We start from the raw sequence: 18,953 nt of genomic DNA, 5'->3' as shown, positions 1-18,953 counted from the left end.
GGCCTGATCCTGATCACCCACGACCTCGGCGTGGTCGCCGACGTGGCCGACAAGATCGCCGTGATGTACGCGGGCCGGATCGTCGAGACCGCCCCGGTCGACCAGCTCTACAAGAGCCCGGCGCACCCCTACAGCCGCGGCCTGCTCGACTCCATCCCGCGCCTGGACCAGAAGGGCCAGGAGCTGTACGCGATCAAGGGGCTCCCGCCCAACCTGCTGCGGATCCCCAAGGGCTGCGCCTTCAACCCGCGCTGCCCCCGGGCCCAGGACATCTGCCGGCGGGAGGAACCCGAGCTGTTCGATGTCACCGCCGACGACGGCACGCCCCTGCCGGGGCGGGGCAGCGCCTGCTTCTTCTGGAAGGAGACCCTCCATGACGTCTGACGGGGCCGGCGCGGTGGACGCCGCGGTGCCGCAGGAGGCCGCCTTCGCGAAGGACGTGCCCCGCGGCGAGCCGATCCTGCAGGTCCGGGACCTGGTCAAGCACTTCCCGCTGACGCAGGGCATCCTCTTCAAGAAACTGGTCGGCGCGGTGAAGGCGGTCGACGGCGTCTCCTTCGACCTGATGCAGGGCGAGACGCTGGGCATCGTCGGCGAGTCCGGCTGCGGCAAGTCGACCCTCGCCAAGGTCCTGATGAACCTGGAGCCCGCCACCAGCGGCTCGGTGCGGTTCAAGGGCGAGGAGATCTCCCACCTCACGGGCGCCGCCCTCCATCGCGTGCGGCGCAACATCCAGATGGTGTTCCAGGACCCGTACACCTCGCTGAACCCCCGCATGACGGTCGGCGACATCATCGGCGAGCCCTTCGAGATCCACCCCCAGGTGGCGCCGAAGGGCGACCGCCGCAAGGCGGTGCAGGACCTGCTGGACGTGGTGGGCCTCAACCCGGAGTACATCAACCGCTACCCGCACCAGTTCTCCGGCGGCCAGCGCCAGCGCATCGGCATCGCCCGCGGCCTCGCGCTCAAGCCCGAGGTCATCATCTGCGACGAGCCGGTCTCCGCCCTCGACGTCTCCGTCCAGGCGCAGGTGATCAACCTGCTGGAGCAGCTGCAGAACGACTTCAACCTGTCGTACATGTTCATCGCCCACGACCTCTCGATCGTCCGGCACATCTCCGACCGGGTCGGCGTGATGTACCTCGGCAAGATGGTCGAGATCGGCTCCGACGAGGAGATCTACGAGCACGCCACCCACCCGTACACCCAGGCGCTGCTCTCCGCCGTCCCCGTCCCCGACCCGGCCGCGCGGGAGGACCGGGACCGCATCGTGCTGACCGGCGACGTGCCCTCCCCGGCCAACCCGCCCTCCGGCTGCCGCTTCCGCACCCGCTGCTGGAAGGCGCAGGAGAAGTGCGCCATGGAGATCCCGCTGCTCACCGTCCGCCCGTGGCTGGAGGGATGGGCCGCGCACGAGTCCGCCTGCCACTTCGCGGCGGAGCGGGAGGCCGAGGAGAAGCCGGGCGGCACACCCTAGGGCGGACGCGGAAACGGCGGCGGGCCCCCTCCACCACGGGTGGGAAGGGGGCCCGCCGCCGCTGTACCGGCCCTGCGGCCGTCAGAGCTGCTTGGTGTCCCGCTGCTCCGGGACGGCGGCCTTGGCCGGGGCCTCGGGCGCGTCCTCGGGGAAGTGGCAGGCGGTCAGGTGGCCCTCGCGGTTGCCGGAGAGCTGCACCAGCGGCGGCTCCTCGGTCGCGCACTTCTCCTGCGCCTTCCAGCACCGGGTGCGGAACCGGCAGCCGGACGGCGGGTTGATCGGCGACGGCACGTCACCGGTGAGGCGGATGCGCTCGCGGGCGTCGTCCGGGTCCGGCTCGGGGACGGCGGACAGCAGTGCGTGGGTGTACGGGTGCCGCGGGCTCTCGTACAGCGACTGGCGGTCGGCGATCTCCACGATCTTGCCGAGGTACATGACCGCGACCCGCTGCGAGAAGTGCCGGACGACCGCGAGGTCGTGCGCGATGAAGAGGAACGCGATGCCGAGGTCCTTCTGCAGCTGCTGCAGCAGGTTGACGACCTGCGCCTGGATGGAGACGTCCAGGGCGGAGACCGGCTCGTCGGCGACGATCAGCTTCGGGTTGAGCGACAGCGCCCGGGCCACGCCGATGCGCTGGCGCTGGCCGCCGGAGAACTCGTGCGGGAAGCGGTTGTAGTGCTCCGGGTTGAGGCCGACGGTCTCCAGCAGCTCCTGGACCCGCCGCTGGACGCCGCCGGGCGGGTTGATCCCGTTGATCTCCATCGGCGCGCTGATGATCGAGCCGACGGTGTGCCGCGGGTTCAGCGAGGAGTACGGGTCCTGGAAGATCATCTGGATCTCGGACCGGATCGGCGCGAGCTCCTTGCGGGAGGCGTGCGTGATGTCGCGGCCCGCGTAGCTGATGGAACCGGCGGTGGGCTCCAGCAGGCGGGTGACCAGACGGCCGGTGGTCGACTTGCCGCAGCCGGACTCGCCGACCAGGCCGACCGACTCGCCGGAGTGCACGGTCAGGTCGATGCCGTCGACGGCGTGGACGGCGCCGACCTTGCGCTTGAACAGGAAGCCGTCCATCACCGGGAAGTGCTTCTGCAGGCCGGAGATGCTCAGCAGCGGGTCGGCGGAGGCCGGTGCGGCCGGCGCGGACTTGTCGAGGGTCAGCTCGTTGCTCATGGTGTTCTGCCCGTCCCTGTCAGCCGAGCCGCGGCTGGATCTGATCGATGAAGATGTCCTGCTTCTGGGCCGCCGTCAGGTGGCAGGCGGTGGCGTGACCGGCCTCCGGCAGGAGGGCCGGGCGCTCGGTGGTGCAGCCTCCGCCGACGACCTTCTCGCGGTGGTCGCAGCGCGGGTTGAACGGGCAGCCGGACGGCAGGTGGATCAGGCTCGGCGGCGTGCCGCGCACCGGCCGCAGCGGGACGTCGACCGGGCCGGTCAGGTTCGGCATCGAGGAGAGCAGGCCCCAGGTGTACGGGTGCTGCGGGGTCTTGAGCACCTCGCGCACCGTGCCCCGCTCCACCGCGCGGCCCGCGTACATCACCATGATGTTCTGCGCGGTGCTGGCGACCACGCCGAGGTCGTGGGTGATCAGGATGATGGCGGTGCCCATCTCCTGCTGCAGGTCCTTGAGCAGGTCGAGGATCTGCGCCTGCACGGTGACGTCCAGCGCGGTGGTCGGCTCGTCCGCGATGACCAGCTTGGGGTTGCAGACCAGCGACATCGCGATCATCGCGCGCTGGCGCATGCCGCCGGAGAACTGGTGCGGGTAGTCGTCCACGCGCACGTTCGGCTGCGGGATGCCGACCTTGGTCAGCATCTCGATGGCGCGGTCCCGGGCCTCCTTCTTGGAGGCGCCGGTGTGCTTGCGGTAGGTCTCGCCGATCTGCTTGCCGATGGTGTGGAACGGCGACAGCGCGGTCAGCGGGTCCTGGAAGATCATCGACATCGTCTTGCCGCGGAGCTTCTCCAGCTCCTTGGTGGACGCGCCGACCAGCTCCTGGCCGGCCAGCTTGATCGAGCCGTCGATCTCGGTCTTCTCCGGGTTGTGGAGACCGAGGATCGCCAGGTTGGTGACGGACTTGCCGGACCCGGACTCGCCGACGATGCCGAGCGTGGTGCCCGGTTCCACCTCGAAGGAGAGGTTGTCCACGGCCCGGACCACGCCGTCCTCGGTGCTGAATCGGACCGAGAGGTCGCGGACTGAGAGGAAGGCGGTGCTGCCGCCGCTGCCGGCGGCCGCCTCCTCGGGCTTGGCCTGGGTGGTCATGGACTGGGCTCCTCGGTGCGGTACGTGAGGTCGGGAACGGCTGGTTCGGCCAGGGGTGCGGCCGGTCAGGCCAGGCGGATGCGCGGGTCGATCAGGGCGTACACGGCGTCGACCACGATGTTGAAGATCACGATGAAGGTGGCGGCCACCATGGTCACACCGACCAGCATCGACAGGTCGGAGTCGATGAACGACCGGATGGCCAGCTCGCCCAGGCCGTGCAGGCCGAACGTGCTTTCCGTGATGATCGCACCGCCGAGCAGCACGCCCAGGTCGATGCCGAAGACGGTGACGATGGTGCCCATCGCGCCGCGCCACGCGTAGCGCATGAAGACCGAGGTGCCCGACATGCCCTTGGCGCGGGCGGTGCGGACGTAGTCCTCGGTGAGCTGCTCGACCATCGAGGAGCGCGTCATACGGGTGTAGTTGGCCGTCCAGATCAGCGAGAGCACGATCCACGGCACGAGCAGGCCGCTGAACCAGCCGATCGGGTCCTCGGTGATCGGCACGTAGGTGGGCAGGTCCAGCAGGTCGGTGCTGTAGACGAGCGCCCAGAGCGCGAGCGGGCCGGCGACGTAGATCTGCATCGACGTGGCGACCAGCGAGGCGGCACTGGCGATCTTGTCCGCCGCCTTGCCCTGCTTGTGGGCGGCCAGCATGCCGGTGCCGATGCCGAAGATCAGGAAGACCACGGCCGAGCCGACGGTCAGCGACAGCGTGGTCGGGAAGCGGTCCATCAGGGTGTCGAGGACCATGTCCTTCTTGACGAAGGACCAGCCGAAGCACGGCGCGTCGCAGTGCGGGACGTCGCCGCCCGGGTACGTGTGGCCGACGAAGATGCCTGACAGCCAGTTCCAGTACTGCATGGGGACGGACTGGTCCAGCCCCATGCTGTGCTTGATCAGGGTGAGGTTCTCGGGCGAACAGACCTTGCCGCAGAACAGCCGCGCCGGATCCGCCGGGATGGCGAAGAAGAGCGCGAAGGTGACCATGCTGATGATCAGCAGGATGACGAGGGCGCCGAGGGATCGGCGGACTAGGAATCGGAGCATGGGGTCGGGCTCTCCTGATCGGGGCGCCGGCTGCGGGTGCGGTGGCTTGCAGGGGCGGGGTAGGGCTGAGGGGGGCCGGACCGGTGGGGCACCGGCCGTTCGGCCGATGCCCCACCGCGGCTACTGCATTGTGCCGATGACTACTTGACGTAGATGTTCAGCGGCGACTGCAGACCGAACAGCGTGTCGTACTTCACGCCGCCCAGGCCGGAGCCGTACAGGCTCAGCGAGCGCTGGTACACGTCCGGGATGGAGACGGCCTTCTGCTGGAGCTTCTTGTCCAGGGCCGCCCACGCCTTGCCCTGCTCGACCGGGTCGGCGATCTTGACCGCGGCGTCGATCGCGGCGTTGACCTCCGGGTCGTTCAGGTGCGCGTAGTTGGAGGCACCGTCCGCGATCGCGCGGCCGTCCCACACCGGCTGCAGCGAGGTGTAGCCGGTCGGCCAGTCGGCGCCCCAGCCGCCCCAGTACAGGTCGTACTCGTTGTTCACGAGGCCGATGGCGTCGTAGTAGGTCTTGGCGTCGAGCGGCTTCGGGACGAACTTGAAGCCGGCCGCCTCCAGGCCGACGCGGATCGCCTCGGTGACCTTCTGCTGCAGCGGGGTGTTGTTGTAGGCGTAGACGATGGTCTGGCCCATCGCGTTGGCCTCGGTGAGCAGCTTCTTGGCCGCCTCCGGGTCACCCTGCGGCTTCTTGAGCGTGTCGAAGACGTCGCTCTTCTCGTAGCCCAGGACGGTCGGGCTCATGTAGGTGGTGGCGTAGTCGCCGTAGCTGGTGCCGCCCTGGAGCTGACGGGTCTGCTGGTGCGGGAACGCCCGGATCAGTGCTTCGCGGACCTTCTGGTCCTTGATGCGGGTGTTGTTGATGTAGTAGTAGTCCACGTACGGCGACAGGCCCTCGAGCGTGCGGGGCTTGAGCTTCTCGTCGGCCTTGACCTGGTCGATGAAGCTGGGGTGGACCTGGTTGTGGAAGCTGAAGGCGAGCTTGTCGGCACCGTTGTCCGCCATGAAGCGCTCGGTGGACTGCTGCGACTGGACGCCGAACTCCATGTGCCACTTGTCCGGGTAGGCGTTCCGGATCGGGTCGGTGGCCGGGTCCCAGTTGGGGTTGCGGACCAGGTCGAGCGACTTGTCGGTGACGTGCTCGGCGATCTGGTACGGACCGGACGAGAACGGCTTCTTGTCGTAGGCGTCCTTGGTGTCCTGGGCCTTCGGCACGACACCGTAACCCGTCATCGCCAGGGTGAAGTTGGCGTCCGGGTGGGCGTCCTTGAAGGTGAAGACGACGGTCTTGGCGTCGGGCGCCTGCACGGCGTCCAGGCTCTTGCCCTCGTACGGACCGGGGTACGCCTCGCGGTACTTGTCACCGGCGAGCCAGGTCTGGACGTAGGTCGGGCCCGACTTCACGAAGGAGGCGAAGGTGCGCTCGATCGAGTACTTGACGTCGGCCGAGGTGATCGGGGTGCCGTCCTGCCACTTCACGCCGTCCTTCAGCGTGAACTTCCAGGTCTTGCCGCCGTCGGTGGTGGTGCCGGTGTCGGTGGCGAGGTCGCCGACCAGCTTCTGGGTGCCGTCCGGCAGGTACTTGTAGCCCGTCAGCTGACGGGTGAACAGCAGCGAGACCTCGCTGTTGTAGTTCATGTAGATCTGGGCCGGGTCCAGGTGCGAGAAGTCGTCGCGGTCGATCATGTTGACCGTGCCGCCCTTCTTCGCGTTCGGCTCCGCGGCCGCCGGGCCCTTGGAGTCCTCGGCGGTGCCGACCGAAATGCTGGCGGCCTTCACCGGCTCCTTCGAGGCACCGGAGGCGGCGCCGTCGCCGTTGGTGTGGCCGCTGGAGCACGCGGTGGTGACGGTCAGGGCCCCGGCCACCATGATGGCGGCGGCGAGCCGCCGCGACTTGCGAGCGTTCATCTTCATCCTGCCTTGGAAGGTGTCTGCGATTTCAGTTGGGTGCCCGGGGCTGGGGTGCCCATCCCCCCGGAGTCTGTGGGGCTGCTCGGCGCCGCCGGTGGGGTCAGCGGTTGGCCTTCGGGTCGAACGCGTCCCGGACGGAGTCGCCGAGCAGGTTGAACGCGAGGACGAACAGCACCATCGCCAGACCGGGGAAGATCAGGAAGGTGATGTCGGTTCGCAGGTACTGGGCCGCGTCGGCGATCATGCGGCCCCAGTCGGGGGTGGGCTCGGTGACACCGACACCCAGGTAGGACAGGCCGGCCTCGGCGGTGACGAAGGCGGGGAGCGCCAGCGTCGACTGCACCAGGATCGGCGTCCACAGGTTGGGGAGCAGCTCCTTGAAGATGATCCGCGCCGGCGAGGCGCCGGTCACCTTCGCCGCCTCGACGAACTCGCGTTCGCGCAGCGACAGGGTGGTGGCGCGCAGGATGCGGGCCAGCGACATCCAGCCGAGCAGCGAGAGGACGATCGTCACCGCGGTGAAGGACAGCCAGGTCGGCTGCGCCTCGTTGTTGGCGACCAGCAGGCCGGTGACCACCGGCATGGTGGCGATCAGGAAGATCTGCGACGGGAAGGACATCAGGATGTCGATGACCCGACCGATGAGGTAGTCCGTCTTGCCGCCGAGGTAGCCGGCCGCGATGCCCAGCGCCACGCCGATGACGGTGGTGAGCAGGGAGACCGCGAAGGCGATCAGCAGCGAGGTGCGGATGCCGTAGATCAGCAGGATGAACAGGTCGCGGCCCAGGCCCGGCTCGAGGCCGAACCAGAAGTCACCGCTCATACCGCCGTTGGGGCCCATCGGCAGACCGGAGTCGGTCAGCAGGTCGGGTGCGTTCTGGCCGTAGTGGGTGACCGGGTCCTTGCCGTAGACCATCGAGATCACCGGGGCGAGGAGGGCGACCACGACGAAGGTCAGCACGATCACGCCGCTGACCACACCGGTGCGGTCACGCATGAAACGACGCCACATCAGCTTCCCCGGGGAGAGCCCCCGGAAGCCCGGATCTGACGGAGCGTCGGCCGAGGTGTTGGCGGCGAGGTCCGACGTGGACCCGACCAGAACGCTGTCGTCGTCCGTCGTGGCCCCGGTAGGCGTCGTCATGGTGCTAAAGCTCCCGACCGTGGTCTGTGTGCAGCAAGGAGAAAAAGTTGGATGCACGGACTCTTGCAAGTCGTTAATCGAACGTCAAGAGTTCCTCACTCCGCGGATGCCCATTTCTTGCTTCGTGCTGCAATATCAACCACTTCGTAGTGCGAAATGCCTTGACATGGCTCGGATGAGACGGTCATATTCGGACATACGCCATCAAAATCTGTTCACGCGTCCGTAACGTGCTGGATGGGCATCCGATATGTGGACGCAGCGGCGGCGCCGGCCAGTTGTCGATGCGCGTAGACGTGCTGTCCGTTTTGGGCATTCTTTGGCGAAATGCGGCCCGCGTTGAACCGTCCGATAATCGGACACTACCGTTTTACGGTAGCCGGGTCGAATTTTCGGGCATGTCCGTGGTGTGCCGCAGAGCAATTCGCCCCCGCTCTTGGATGGCAAATTCACGCCACTGGCGAGTATTCGCCGTGCATTCTTCTGCGCTACTTCTGGAAGCCGATGTCCTCGTACACCGGATCGGACAGTCCGGGCGCGCCCAGGTTGGCGACCGTCCGCCGGGCCGCGAGGATCGCGGGCCGCTGGTACAGGGGTATCAGGCCGGCGACCCGCCACGCCTCCGCATCGGCACGGTTGATCGCCTCGTAGCCCTCCTTCGCCGTCGCGCTCGACGCTGCGTCAGCGATGGCCCGGTCCAGTGCCTCGCTCCCCACCTGGGAGACGTTCCCGCCGGCCCCCTGCTGGAAGGTACTGGCCAACGACGTCGCCGGGAAGGGGGTACCGGAGATGCTGATCAGCGTCAGGTCGAAGTCGTGCCGGTTCACGTACCGGTCGAGGAACTCCGCGTTGGGCACCTTCTGCACGTCCACCTGGATCCCGGCCAGCGCCAGCATCTCCAGGACCTGCGTGCTCTCCGCCGCGGCCACCGGGCTCGCGTCCGGCACGACCAGACGGAGCGTCAGCGGCTCGCCGCCCCGGCTGCGCATCGCGAAGCCCGGCCGGGGCCAGCCCGCCTGCTCCAGGGCGTCGTCGGCCGCGTCCACGTCGTACTGGCTCAGCCCGCCCGAGTTGTCCCGGTAGCCGTTCTGGCCGGGCACCAGGAAGTGGTTGTTCATCGGCGTGTAGGGCCAGTTGATGCCCTTGAGCCCGGAGCGGGCGATCGCCTCCCGGTCGATCGCCTGCAGCACCGCCCGCCGCACGGCCGGGTCGGACAGCTTCTCGCTGCGCCCGTTCAGCACCAGGGCGCGGATGTTGGGGCCGCCGGCCTGGCGGATCTCCCCGTCGGCGACGGCCGAGGCCTGCTTGTAGGCGGCGGCGTCCGGCCCGATGTCGGCGTAGTCGACGCCGCCCCGGGCGAAGGCGTCGGCCGTGGCGGCCGGATCGGTCACCCGGAAGACGATCCGGTCCAGCATCGGCTTCTGGCCCCACCAGCCGGGGTCGGCCTCCAGGGTCACCGTCCCCTTGGCGCGGTCGATCCCGACCGGCCGGAAGGGGCCCGCGGTGGCCGGGATGCGGTCGGTGTAGGCGGTGTTGAACTCCTCGGCGGTGCCGGTGTACTTCGCCGGCAGCAGCGGGCAGTCCGCGGCGTTGTTGAACATCGCCTGCCACTCGGAGAAGCGGGTCCGGAAGACCATCACCGCCTGGTGGTCGTCACGGCCGCGGACGACCGACTCGACCCGGTCGAAGCCGGTCGTGGAGGCCGTCCGGTAGTCCGGGTCGGAGCCGTTCAGGGCCCGCCAGGTGGCCGCCAGGTCGCGCCAGGTGATCGGGGTGCCGTCGGACCAGTGCGCCTTGGGGTTGAGCGTCCAGGTGACCGTCTGGCGGCCGTCGCGCATCTCGCTGACGGCGCTCAGCAGGTAGGCCTGGTTGGGGGTCTGGGTGCCGCCGGCGTCGGAGCGCCAGAAGGTCGGCAGCAGCGCCTTCATGACCGCGGTGGTGGCCGGCTCGGTGCCGTCGACGTGCAGCGGGTTCCACTGGGTGGGCAGCCGGTCGACGGCCCACTGCAGGGTGCCGCCCTGGCGGAGCGCGGAGCGCGGCCTGGGGTTGACCGAGGTCTGCGTCATCCGCTGGACGCCGCCGTCCGCCACGCGGGCGGTGCCGGCGTCGAGCGCGGACGGGTCCGGATCGCCGCTGCCCGAGCACGCGCACAGCGCGAGCGCCAGGGCGGCCGCCGACGCGGTCAGGGCGAGCGGGAACCGGGGTCTGGTCACGAGGGTCTCCCAGCTGGGCGGTGCGGCGGGGGTGGCCGTCTGCGCGGGATGGGGCGGCTCGGCTGGGGCGACATCCTGCTGACCGGGCGCGCGGATTGTCGACCTGGTCCCGATCAAGGATTGGTAACGCGGGGCGGCAGGGGGTCGTGGCGCGGAGCTTGCCCCGTTTTGCCCCGCCACTGGCGAGTAACCGCCAGGGAACGCCGCGGAGGCCGGGCCCGGACCGGCGGGTGCCGGCGGGCCCGGCCTCCGCGGCCGTGCTCTGCTGGGTCCGGCCAGGATCCGGGCCGGCGGTCGGGGCGGTGGTCAGGCCGGGAAGGTGAAGACCCGCTCCTTGCCGCTCTTGCCGATCACGGTGGCGATGCCGTCCGCGACGTCCTGCGGGGTGATCGGGACCAGGGCGCCGTTCTTGCGGGTCTTGGACTTGTCGAAGACGCCGCCGAGGGCGGCGTCCAGCTTGTCCAGGTCCCAGGTGAGGACGACCTTGCCGGAGGCGTCCGGGGCGAGGGTCAGCGCCTTGCTGGCCGTCACCTTGCCGAAGTCCCACTTCTTGGCGCCGGCCTTCAGCGTCACGTTGCCGGCCAGCACCTGCTTGCCGAGCTCGGCCGCGGCCGCCTTGAGGACGTCCTCGCCGACCTTGGGCTGGGCCGCGGTCAGGGCCAGGGCGACCTCGCCGCCGTCCTGCCCGGCGGCGCGGCTGCGGTACGCGGCCTCGACCGCCTCGGCCGCGGCGGCGGAGTCCAGGGCCTGCCCGGCCTTGCCCGGCACGACCTCGGTCTGGCCCGTCTCGGTGAACCGGACGTAGCCCTCCTTCAGGCCCTGCCCGGACTTGGCGGCCAGCTCGTCCAGCGCGGCCTTGAGCTTCGCCCGGTCGACCTTGACCTCCGGCGCGACCGCCTTGGTGCCGCCGGCCAGCGAGCCGATCACGTCGACCGGGTTGTAGCTGTGCTTGGTCAGGCCGTCGACCGTCGCCGTGGTGTCGAAGCTCAGGCCGGCGGTGGCCGGGTCCAGGCTCAGCGACTGCCCGCCGAGCTTCAGTTTGATCGGCTCCTTGCCGGTCTTGGCCACCGACTCGTCGAGGGCGCTCACCGCCTGGTCGCGGGTGTCGCCGCCGATGTCGGTGCCGAGGACCGTGGTGCCCTTGGGGATGTCGGCCTGGTTGAGCATCAGCCCGGTGCCGTACGCGGCGGCGCCGGCGAACAGCAGGCCGCCGACCGCGTAGCCGGCCAGCTTGCCGCCGCGGCCGCGCCGCCTGGGCGCCGACTCGGAGGAGGCCTTCGGGGCCGGCTCGGAGGCGGGCTCGGGCGTCCGCTCGGCCGCGGGCGCCGGACGGTTCCGGGCGGCGTCCGGGAAGCCCTCGGTGCCGTCGAATCCGCCGCCGAAGCCGTTGCCCGGCCCGCCGGCGGTGAACGGATCGCCCTGCTGCGGCGCTCCGCCGAACGGGTCGCCGGCCGCGGCGGCCGGGTTGCCGGCGAACGGGTCGCCGGCCGGGGCGGTGCCGAACGGGTCCGCGGCCGGGGAGGTGGCGAACGGATCGGTCGCGGGGGAGGTGGCGAACGGGTCCGCCGCCGGGCCGGTGGCCGGCGGGGCGGAACCGAACAGGTTGGCGGTCGGCAGGCCCGGTATCGAGCCGCCCGGACGCGCGTCGTCGCGGATCGGCTCGAAACCGCCGATCTGGGTGTCCTCGGGCTCCTGCGCGGCGGCGCCGGCCGCGCGGCCGGCCGCGAACGGGTCGGCCGGGCCGGAGCGGAACGGGTTCTCCGGCGCCTGGGCGGCGAACGGGTCCGCCGGTGCGCTGCGCGGTGCACCGGCGGCGGGCGCGGCGAACGGGTCCGGCGCGAAGCGGCCGGCCGGGCGCGGGCCCACGGCACCCTCCGGACGGCCCTGCTGCGGGGCTGCGAACGGGTCCTGGGGAGCCGCGAACGGGTCCTGCGGGGCACCGTCGGGCCCGCCGGCGAACGGCGAGGCCGGAGCGCCGGTCGGCCGCGGCGCCGGCCGCTGCTCGCCCGGCTGCGGCGCGCGCGGGCCGGGGGCGGTGGCGCGCTGAGCGGCCTGCGGGGCACCGGACGCCGCCGCGGGCTGCGGGGCCGCGCCCGGGCCGGGCTGGGGGGTCGGGTTCGGACGGCCTGCCGGTGCGCCGGCCGGAGCGCCCGTGGGCGCCGGGGCGGGCCCGGCGTCCTGACGGCCCCTCTGCCGGGGACGGAACCAGGCGCCGGTCGACTCGGACTCGCTCGGGCCGCCCTGCGGCCCCTGACCGCCCTGACCGCCGGGCGCGCCCTCCTGCCACTCCGGCGGGAGCTTCGGCGGGGCCGAGGCGGTGCCGGCCTCCATCACGCCGAGGACGGGCGAACCGCCGCCGCCTTCCGAGCGGTGCCGGGGAGCGCCCGCGTCCGCCGGGGCCGCCGGGGGCTCCTCGTTCTTGACGGGGCTGCGCACCACGATCGGCGGGATCGGCCGGGAGCCGGGGATGTTGATCCGCATCCGGGTGGTGAGGGTGGTCTCGGTCTTCGGGACGTCGTCGGCCGGGGCCTCCTGGCCGCCGACCGCGGCGGCCTGGGAAGCCGTGCCGAAGGGGTCGTCGCTGCGGCCGTGCGCGAAGGCGGCGGCGCCCGGCAGGCCGGTGCCGTACGGCGGGGTGCCCGAAGGGTAGGCGTCCGCCCCGTCCGCCGGGCGGCGGCCGGGGTTGCCCCCGCGGGACTGCGGGTACGCGCTGTCAGATTCGCGGCTGCTCAATGCTGCTCTGCTCCGGGTTCGCGGCCTCGCCGTGGGCGGGGCCGCGGGTTGTGGGGCGTCCCGCCGCGCGCACGGAAGCCACCGCGCTGCGGGCCGGACGAACCCTCCGACACCAGCTTCTTCACGTGTTGGCTGAGACGGCGCCGCCGCCACGCGATTGGGCCGAAGGTACTCTCCCGCCCGGCATCCGCGGCGTCCGGGGCCGTCGTTCCCCGGTCGCACGACCGGAGGCACCCGCACCGGCACCACCTTACTGGGAAGCGCAGAGCGGCGGCCGGGATCAGAAGAACCCGATCTGTCCGATTATTCCGCTATGCGACTTATGCGTGCGGGTCCCTGACAGGCCGTTTCCGATCGTCCGCCGGGGCCCCGAGGCCGAAGCCCGTCCGGGTCGGCAGCGTCGCGCAGACCACCCCGGCCACCGCGCCCGCGAAGATGTAGAGGTACGAGGTCAGCCCGGCCGCGAGCACGAAGTCGCCCTCCGGCCGCGGGGCCATCATGACCATCAGCACGGCGAACCAGCCCGCCAGCGGGATGCCCGCGCCGAGCTTCGTCCCGGTCAGCCGGAGCCCGCCGTAGAAGACGCCGAGCGTCCCGGCGAGGGCCAGCAGCACGCCGAAGGGCGGCCACAGGGCCTGCACGAAGGTTCCGCACAATGCCACCGCCGCCCCCAGCAGGAACAGCACCACGTAGGCGGCCACCCGGAAGCCGCGCGGCGGCAGCGGCTCGGCCAGCCGCTGCGACCGCGTCCCGAGGAGGACCTGCTGCGGCTTCACCCGGCCACCCCGGCGAAGAGGTCCGTCTCCGGCAGCGGCCCGCCGGGCTCGCCGTGCACCAGCTGGTAGTACTCGGTCGCCAGCAGCGGCTGCCCCAGGTCGTTGCTGAGTGCGAAGTGGCTGCCCGCCACGGTGATCTGGGTCTCGTGCGCCCGCATCGCGGCCGCCTTCGCGCCGGCGTACGCGGTGCCGTCGACCACCGCGGTCACCGCCCCGTCGTCCACCACGCCCGGAATGTCGCCGACCGAGGCGGTGCCGGGGAAGGCCGCGGCCTGCGCCGTCTCCTTCAGGGCCCGCTCGATCACCGAGCGCGGCATCCGGTTGTAGTACACCTTGGCGATCCGCCAGGCCCCGCCCAGCTCCGGCCGGTACGCCGGGTCGGCCGCCAGCTCGTAGGCGCGCAGCGCCACCCGGTGCGCCTGGATGTGGTCCGGGTGCCCGTAGCCGCCGCGCTCGTCGTAGGTGACCAGCACCTGCGGCCGCACCTCGCGGACCACCGCGACCAGGTGGCCGGCCGCCTCGTCCACGTCGGCCTGCCAGAAGCAGCCGGGGTGCTCGTTGTCGGCGACGCCCATCATCCCGGAGTCGCGGTAGCGGCCGGGGCCGCCGAGGAAGCGGAAGTCGGCGACACCGACCGCGCGCATCGCCGCGGCCAGCTCGCCGATCCGGTGTTCGCCCAGGGTGTCGTCCCGATCGGCCGTCAGGCGGGCCAGCCCGGGCGGGATCACCTCACCGCCCTCGCCGAGGGTGCAGGTCACCAGCGTGACCTGGGCGCCCTCGGCGGCGTACCGCGCCATGGTGGCTCCGTTCACGATCGACTCGTCGTCGGGGTGCGCGTGCACCAGGAGCAGGCGGCGGGGCGGTCGGTCGGAGGCTGCGGTCATGGCCGCCAGCCTAGTGCCGCATCAGGCGGAGGTTGCCTGACGCGGCACCGGCGACCGGAGGTCCGTCAGAGCTTCAGGCCATTGATCATCCCTGCCACGTTGCTGGTGACCTCCTGGATCGACGGCGCGATCGAGGTGGAGGCCAGGTAGAAGCCGAGGAGCGCACAGATGATCGCATGGGCCAGTTTCAGGCCGGACCGGCGGACCAGGACCACCACGATGACCAGCATCAGCACGGCTGCGGAGACGGACAAAGCCATGACGGCTCACACCCCTTCTCGGGTGCGCCGCCCGGGGCGGGCGGCGGGTCGTGCGGGACGGGCTCTCGATCCGGGGCCGGGAGGGAACGGGACGGTCCGGCTCCGTATCGCGATGAGCAACACATACCCGATCGGTGATGCCGGTATTACGTACCGTGAGGTCTCGAACGGCGGCGCGAGGGTGCTCCGGACGGCCGAACGGCCGGTGGGACGGGGTGTTCCGGGCTTTCCGGAGCGATCGGCGGCCGCTGCTCCGAACGAGTGATCACCGCCCCGGACAGGCCGTAGGGTCAGGTGCCATGACCACCGAGACCCCTGCGGACACCTTCCCGCGGCAGTACGCGCGCACCCAGCGCTACACCGTCGGCGCCCCCCGCTCGTTCGCCGTCGCACCCGACGGCGGACGGGTCGTCTTCCTCCGCTCCGGCTCCGGCCGCGACCGCGCCAACCGGCTCTGGACCCTCGACCCCGCCACCGGCGCCGAGCAGGTCGCCGCCGACCCCGCCGAGCTGCTCGGCGGCGGCGAGGAGCACCTCTCCGCGGCCGAGCGGGCCCGCCGCGAGCGCAGCCGCGAGGGCTCCGCCGGGATCGTCGGCTACGCCCTGGACGCCTCCGGCGCACTCGCCGCCTTCGCGCTCTCCGGCCGGCTGTTCGCCGCCGACCTCGCCGCCGGCACCGCCCGCGAACTGCCCGCCGAGGGCCCGCTGCTGGACCCCCGCCCGGCACCGGACGGCACCCTCGTCGCGTACGCCACCACCGCCGGGGCCCTGCGGGTCACCCGCACCGACGGCGGCGGCGACCGCGCCCTCGCCGAGCCCGGGCCCGGGGCCGACGGGGTGACCTGGGGTCAGGCCGAGTTCGCCGCCCAGGAGGAGATGGGCCGCGACCGCGGCTTCTGGTGGTCGCCCGACAGCCGCCGGCTGCTCGCCGCCCGGGTCGAGGACACCCCCGTTCGCCGCTGGTGGATCGCCGACCCGGCCAACCCCGCCACCGCCCCCGCCGAGGTCGCCTACCCGGCCGCCGGCACCCCCAACGCCGAGGTCGGCCTGTGGCTGGTCGACCTGGACGGCACCCGCACCGAGGTGGTCTGGGACCGCGAGGCCTTCCCGTACCTCGCCCGGGTGCACTGGTCGGCCGGCGGCCCGCCGCTGCTGCTCGTCCAGGCCCGCGACCAGCGCAGCCAGCAGATCCGCACCGTCGACACCGCCGACGGCAGCACCGCCCTGCTGGTCGCCGAGGAGGACGACGCCTGGCTGGAGCTCCACGACGGCGTGCCCGCCTGGACCCCGGACGGCCGGCTGGTGCGGATCTCCGACGCCGGCGGCGTCCGCACCCTGCTGATCGGCGAACAGCCCGTCACCGATGCCGCACTGCACGTCCGTTCGGTCTTCGCCGTCACCGCCGACGCGGTGCTGTTCACCGCCTCCGAGGGCGCCGCCGGCAGCGGCCGCCCGCCGGGCTGGACCGGCCTGTTCCGGGCCGGTGGGGACGGCACCGCCCCGTTCGGCCCGGACGGCGACGGCGCCTCGGCCGCCGTCCACGCCGGCGGCACCACCGTGCTCTCCACCGCCTCCCCGGACCGCCCGGGCACCCTCGTCCAGGTGCTGGTGGACGGCAAGGCCGTCGCCACCGTCGGCTCGCACGCCGAGGCACCGCTGCTCACGGCCACCCCCGCCTTCCGGTTCGCCGGCGAGCGGCGCATCCCGGCCGCCGTCCTGCTGCCCACCGGCTACGACCGCGCCCGCGACGGGCTGCTGCCCGTGCTGATGGACCCGTACGGCGGCCCGCACGGGCAGCGCGTCGTGCAGGCGCACAACCCGTTCCTCACCTCGCAGTGGTTCGCCGACCAGGGCTTCGCCGTGGTCGTCGCGGACGGCCGCGGCACCCCCGGGCGCAGCCCCGCCTGGGAGAAGGCGATCCGCCACGACTTCGCCGGGATCACCCTGGACGACCAGGTGCACGCGCTGCACGCACTCGCCGAGGAGTTCCCGCTCGACCTCGCCCGGGTCGCGATCCGCGGGTGGTCGTACGGCGGCTACCTGTCCGCCCTCGCGGTGCTGCGCCGCCCGGACGTCTTCCACGCGGCCGTCGCCGGCGCCCCGGTCACCGACTGGCGGCTGTACGACACCCACTACACCGAGCGCTACCTCGGCCACCCCGAGGAGCACCCGGAGGTGTACGACGCCAACTCGCTGATCGAGGACGCGCCGAAGCTGGAGCGGCCGCTGATGGTCGTCCACGGCCTGGCCGACGACAACGTGGTGGCCGCGCACACCCTGCGGCTGTCCTCCGCGCTGCTGGCCGCCGGCCGGCCGCACACCGTGCTGCCGCTCTCCGGGGTCACCCACATGACCCCGCAGGAGCAGGTCGCGGAGAACCTGCTGCTGCTCCAGGTCGACTTCCTGAAGCGCTCGCTCGGGCTCTGAGCTGCACCCGTGTCCTCGGCGTGACATCCGTCATGCCGAGGACACGACGGCCCGCACTGCCGCCCGCACCCCGGCCCGCGCGAGCCTGGGGACGTCGGAGCGAAGGCGTCGAGAGGACGGCAGGTCATGGGTACGGGCACGGGGGAGGTCGCGGCCTTCCGGAACGCGAGCAAGAGCTACGGCCGGGTCAGGGCGGTGGACGGGCTGGACCTCGTCCTGCGGCCGGGCGAAACGGTCGCACTGCTCGGGCCGAACGGCGCGGGCAAGTCCAGCAGCCTCGACCTGCTGCTCGGCCTGCGCGAGCCCGACAGCGGCAGCGTCGAGCTCTTCGGCGGCCCACCGCGCGCCGCGATCGAGGCCGGCCGGGTCGGCGCGATGCTGCAGAGCGGCGGCCTGATGACCGAGGTGAAGGTCCGCGAACTGGTCGCCCTCGCCTGCCGCATCCACCCGCGCGGCCACGCCGTGGACGCCGTGCTGGCCGAGGCCGGCATCGAGGAGATCGCCGACCGCCGGGTCGACAGGCTCTCCGGCGGCCAGGAGCAGCGGGTCCGCTTCGCGCTCGCGGTGGCCGGCGCGGGCGACCTGATCGTCCTGGACGAGCCCACCACCGGCATGGACGTCTCCGTCCGGCAGGCCTTCTGGTCGACCGTGCGGGCCCAGGCCGCGGCCGGCCGCACCGTTCTCTTCGCCACCCACTACCTGGAGGAGGCCGACTCGGTCGCCGACCGGGTGCTGGTGCTGCACAAGGGCCGGCTGATCGCCGACGGCACCTCCGCCGAGATCAAGGCCCGGGCCGGCGCCCGCCGGATCGGCTTCGAACTGCACCCGGAGGACGGCCCCGCCGACGAGTCCCTGCTGCGCGCCCTGCCCGGCGTCGCCGCCCTGGAGCTCGGCGGCCGGACGGGCGGGGTGCGCACCGTGCGCATCCGCGCCACCGATGCCGACGCCTGCGTGGCCGCCGTCTACCGCGCCGGGCTGCACCCGCGCGGTCTGGAGGTCACCGGCCTCGGCCTGGAGCAGGCCTTCCTGACCATCACCGAGCGGGCCGCCCTGGACGAGGCGCCCGCCCCCGCGAAGGAGAGCGCACGATGACCACCCTGATCCGGCTGGAGATCCTGCGCACCCTGCGCAACAAGCGGTACGTGCTGTTCACCGTGCTCTACCCGGCGCTGCTGTACGTCTTCTTCGTCAGCGCGTACGGCGGCGGCGACGTGGCCGGCGGGGTCCCGGCGAAGGCGTACTTCATGGTGTCGATGGCCACCTTCGGGGCGGTCGGCGCGGTGCTGACCGGTTCGGCGCAGCGGATCTCGCTGGAGCGCCGCAGCGGTTGGGTGCGGCAGCTGCGGCTGACCGCGCTGCCCGGCCGGGCCCACACCCTCGGCAAGATCGCCGCGTGTGCGGTGACCACGCTGCCGGCGATCCTGGTGGTCTTCGCGATCGGCGCGGTCGAGGGCGTCCGGCTGTCGGCCGGGCAGTGGCTCGGCCTGGCGGCGGTGCTGTGGCTGGGCAGCTTCGTCTTCGCGGCGCTCGGGGTGGCGCTCGGCTACGCCGCCCCTCCGGACGCCGTCCAGCCCGTGGTCATGATCGTCTACATGCTGATGGCGCTGCTCGGCGGCACCTGGTTCCCGGTCGGCGACTCGCTGGAGGCCGTCGCCCGCTTCGACCCGGTCTACCTGTACAACCGGCTGGCCTCCTTCGTGCAGCCCGGGCACGGGGTGGACACCGCGGCGGTCGGCGGGCTGGCCGCCTTCCTGGTCCTCTTCGTGGCCGCGGCGGCCGTCCTGTACCGCCGCGACACCCGAGCGGCATGATGGC

Annotated in this window: 15 protein-coding genes; 5 read left to right on the top strand and 10 right to left on the bottom strand. The window is 72.1% G+C overall.

The window, feature by feature from the left end:
* Positions 1 to 384 (top strand): oligopeptide/dipeptide ABC transporter ATP-binding protein (locus tag AB0M03_RS32290; protein ID WP_363498101.1); only part of this gene is annotated, 384 nt, incomplete at its 5' end.
* Positions 374 to 1,477: a dipeptide ABC transporter ATP-binding protein gene (locus AB0M03_RS32285; protein ID WP_363498098.1), complete on the top strand. Its 1,104-nt coding sequence runs from the start codon at positions 374 to 376 to the stop codon at positions 1,475 to 1,477. The genes AB0M03_RS32290 and AB0M03_RS32285, both read left to right, overlap by 11 nt.
* Before the next feature lie 81 nt (positions 1,478 to 1,558).
* On the opposite strand, the gene AB0M03_RS32280 is transcribed toward AB0M03_RS32285, so the two are convergent.
* The 10 genes from AB0M03_RS32280 to AB0M03_RS32235 all read right to left on the bottom strand — a co-directional run bounded on the left by AB0M03_RS32280 (position 1,559) and on the right by AB0M03_RS32235 (position 14,712).
* The gene (locus AB0M03_RS32280; protein ID WP_363498095.1) at positions 1,559 to 2,647 is read right to left on the bottom strand and encodes a dipeptide ABC transporter ATP-binding protein; all 1,089 of its coding nucleotides are present in this window, start codon (positions 2,645 to 2,647) and stop codon (positions 1,559 to 1,561) included.
* 19 nt (positions 2,648 to 2,666) lie between these two features.
* On the bottom strand, positions 2,667 to 3,737 hold the full coding sequence (locus AB0M03_RS32275; RefSeq protein WP_363498092.1) for an ABC transporter ATP-binding protein: 1,071 nt from the start codon (positions 3,735 to 3,737) through the stop codon (positions 2,667 to 2,669).
* Between the two features lie 65 nt (positions 3,738 to 3,802).
* Entirely contained in the window at positions 3,803 to 4,789 is a 987-nt protein-coding gene (locus AB0M03_RS32270; protein ID WP_363498089.1) for an ABC transporter permease, read from the bottom strand.
* A 140-nt stretch (positions 4,790 to 4,929) separates the two neighbouring features.
* Positions 4,930 to 6,699 carry an ABC transporter substrate-binding protein gene (locus tag AB0M03_RS32265; protein ID WP_363498086.1) on the bottom strand — a complete coding sequence of 590 codons (1,770 nt, stop codon included), beginning with the start codon at positions 6,697 to 6,699 and terminating at the stop codon, positions 4,930 to 4,932.
* Between the two features lie 103 nt (positions 6,700 to 6,802).
* Positions 6,803 to 7,846, bottom strand: a complete 1,044-nt coding sequence (locus tag AB0M03_RS32260) for an ABC transporter permease (protein ID WP_363498083.1) — start codon at positions 7,844 to 7,846, stop codon at positions 6,803 to 6,805.
* 488 nt (positions 7,847 to 8,334) lie between these two features.
* Positions 8,335 to 10,059, bottom strand: a complete 1,725-nt coding sequence (locus tag AB0M03_RS32255; protein WP_363498081.1) for an ABC transporter family substrate-binding protein — start codon at positions 10,057 to 10,059, stop codon at positions 8,335 to 8,337.
* A 306-nt stretch (positions 10,060 to 10,365) separates the two neighbouring features.
* The gene (locus tag AB0M03_RS32250; RefSeq protein ID WP_363498078.1) at positions 10,366 to 12,792 is read right to left on the bottom strand and encodes a peptidoglycan binding domain-containing protein; all 2,427 of its coding nucleotides are present in this window, start codon (positions 12,790 to 12,792) and stop codon (positions 10,366 to 10,368) included.
* Positions 12,793 to 13,112: 320 nt separating this feature from the next.
* Complete coding sequence (locus AB0M03_RS32245; protein ID WP_363498075.1) at positions 13,113 to 13,568, bottom strand: DUF6113 family protein; 456 nt, start codon at positions 13,566 to 13,568, stop codon at positions 13,113 to 13,115.
* Complete coding sequence (mshB, locus tag AB0M03_RS32240; RefSeq protein ID WP_363498072.1) at positions 13,565 to 14,452, bottom strand: N-acetyl-1-D-myo-inositol-2-amino-2-deoxy-alpha-D-glucopyranoside deacetylase; 888 nt, start codon at positions 14,450 to 14,452, stop codon at positions 13,565 to 13,567. The genes AB0M03_RS32245 and mshB overlap by 4 nt, the downstream gene beginning before the upstream one ends.
* Positions 14,453 to 14,517: 65 nt before the next feature.
* On the bottom strand, positions 14,518 to 14,712 hold the full coding sequence (locus tag AB0M03_RS32235; RefSeq protein WP_030275935.1) for a DUF2304 family protein: 195 nt from the start codon (positions 14,710 to 14,712) through the stop codon (positions 14,518 to 14,520).
* 299 nt (positions 14,713 to 15,011) lie between these two features.
* Here AB0M03_RS32235 and AB0M03_RS32230 point away from each other — a divergent pair, with 299 nt between their 5' ends.
* From AB0M03_RS32230 to AB0M03_RS32220, 3 genes are all read left to right on the top strand, one after another.
* Complete coding sequence (locus AB0M03_RS32230) at positions 15,012 to 17,138, top strand: prolyl oligopeptidase family serine peptidase (RefSeq protein ID WP_363498069.1); 2,127 nt, start codon at positions 15,012 to 15,014, stop codon at positions 17,136 to 17,138.
* 126 nt (positions 17,139 to 17,264) lie between these two features.
* A complete protein-coding gene (locus tag AB0M03_RS32225) occupies positions 17,265 to 18,230 on the top strand; it encodes an ABC transporter ATP-binding protein (RefSeq protein WP_363498067.1) in 966 nt (321 codons plus the stop codon).
* Positions 18,227 to 18,949: an ABC transporter permease gene (locus AB0M03_RS32220; protein WP_363498064.1), complete on the top strand. Its 723-nt coding sequence runs from the start codon at positions 18,227 to 18,229 to the stop codon at positions 18,947 to 18,949. The genes AB0M03_RS32225 and AB0M03_RS32220 overlap by 4 nt, the downstream gene beginning before the upstream one ends.
* Positions 18,950 to 18,953: the final 4 nt, after the last annotated feature.

This window comes from Kitasatospora sp. NPDC051914 (assembly GCF_040680995.1).
In the GTDB taxonomy this organism is placed as follows: domain Bacteria; phylum Actinomycetota; class Actinomycetes; order Streptomycetales; family Streptomycetaceae; genus Kitasatospora.
Note: the sequence above shows the minus strand (reverse complement) of the source record. Positions and strands in the feature narration are given on the sequence as shown.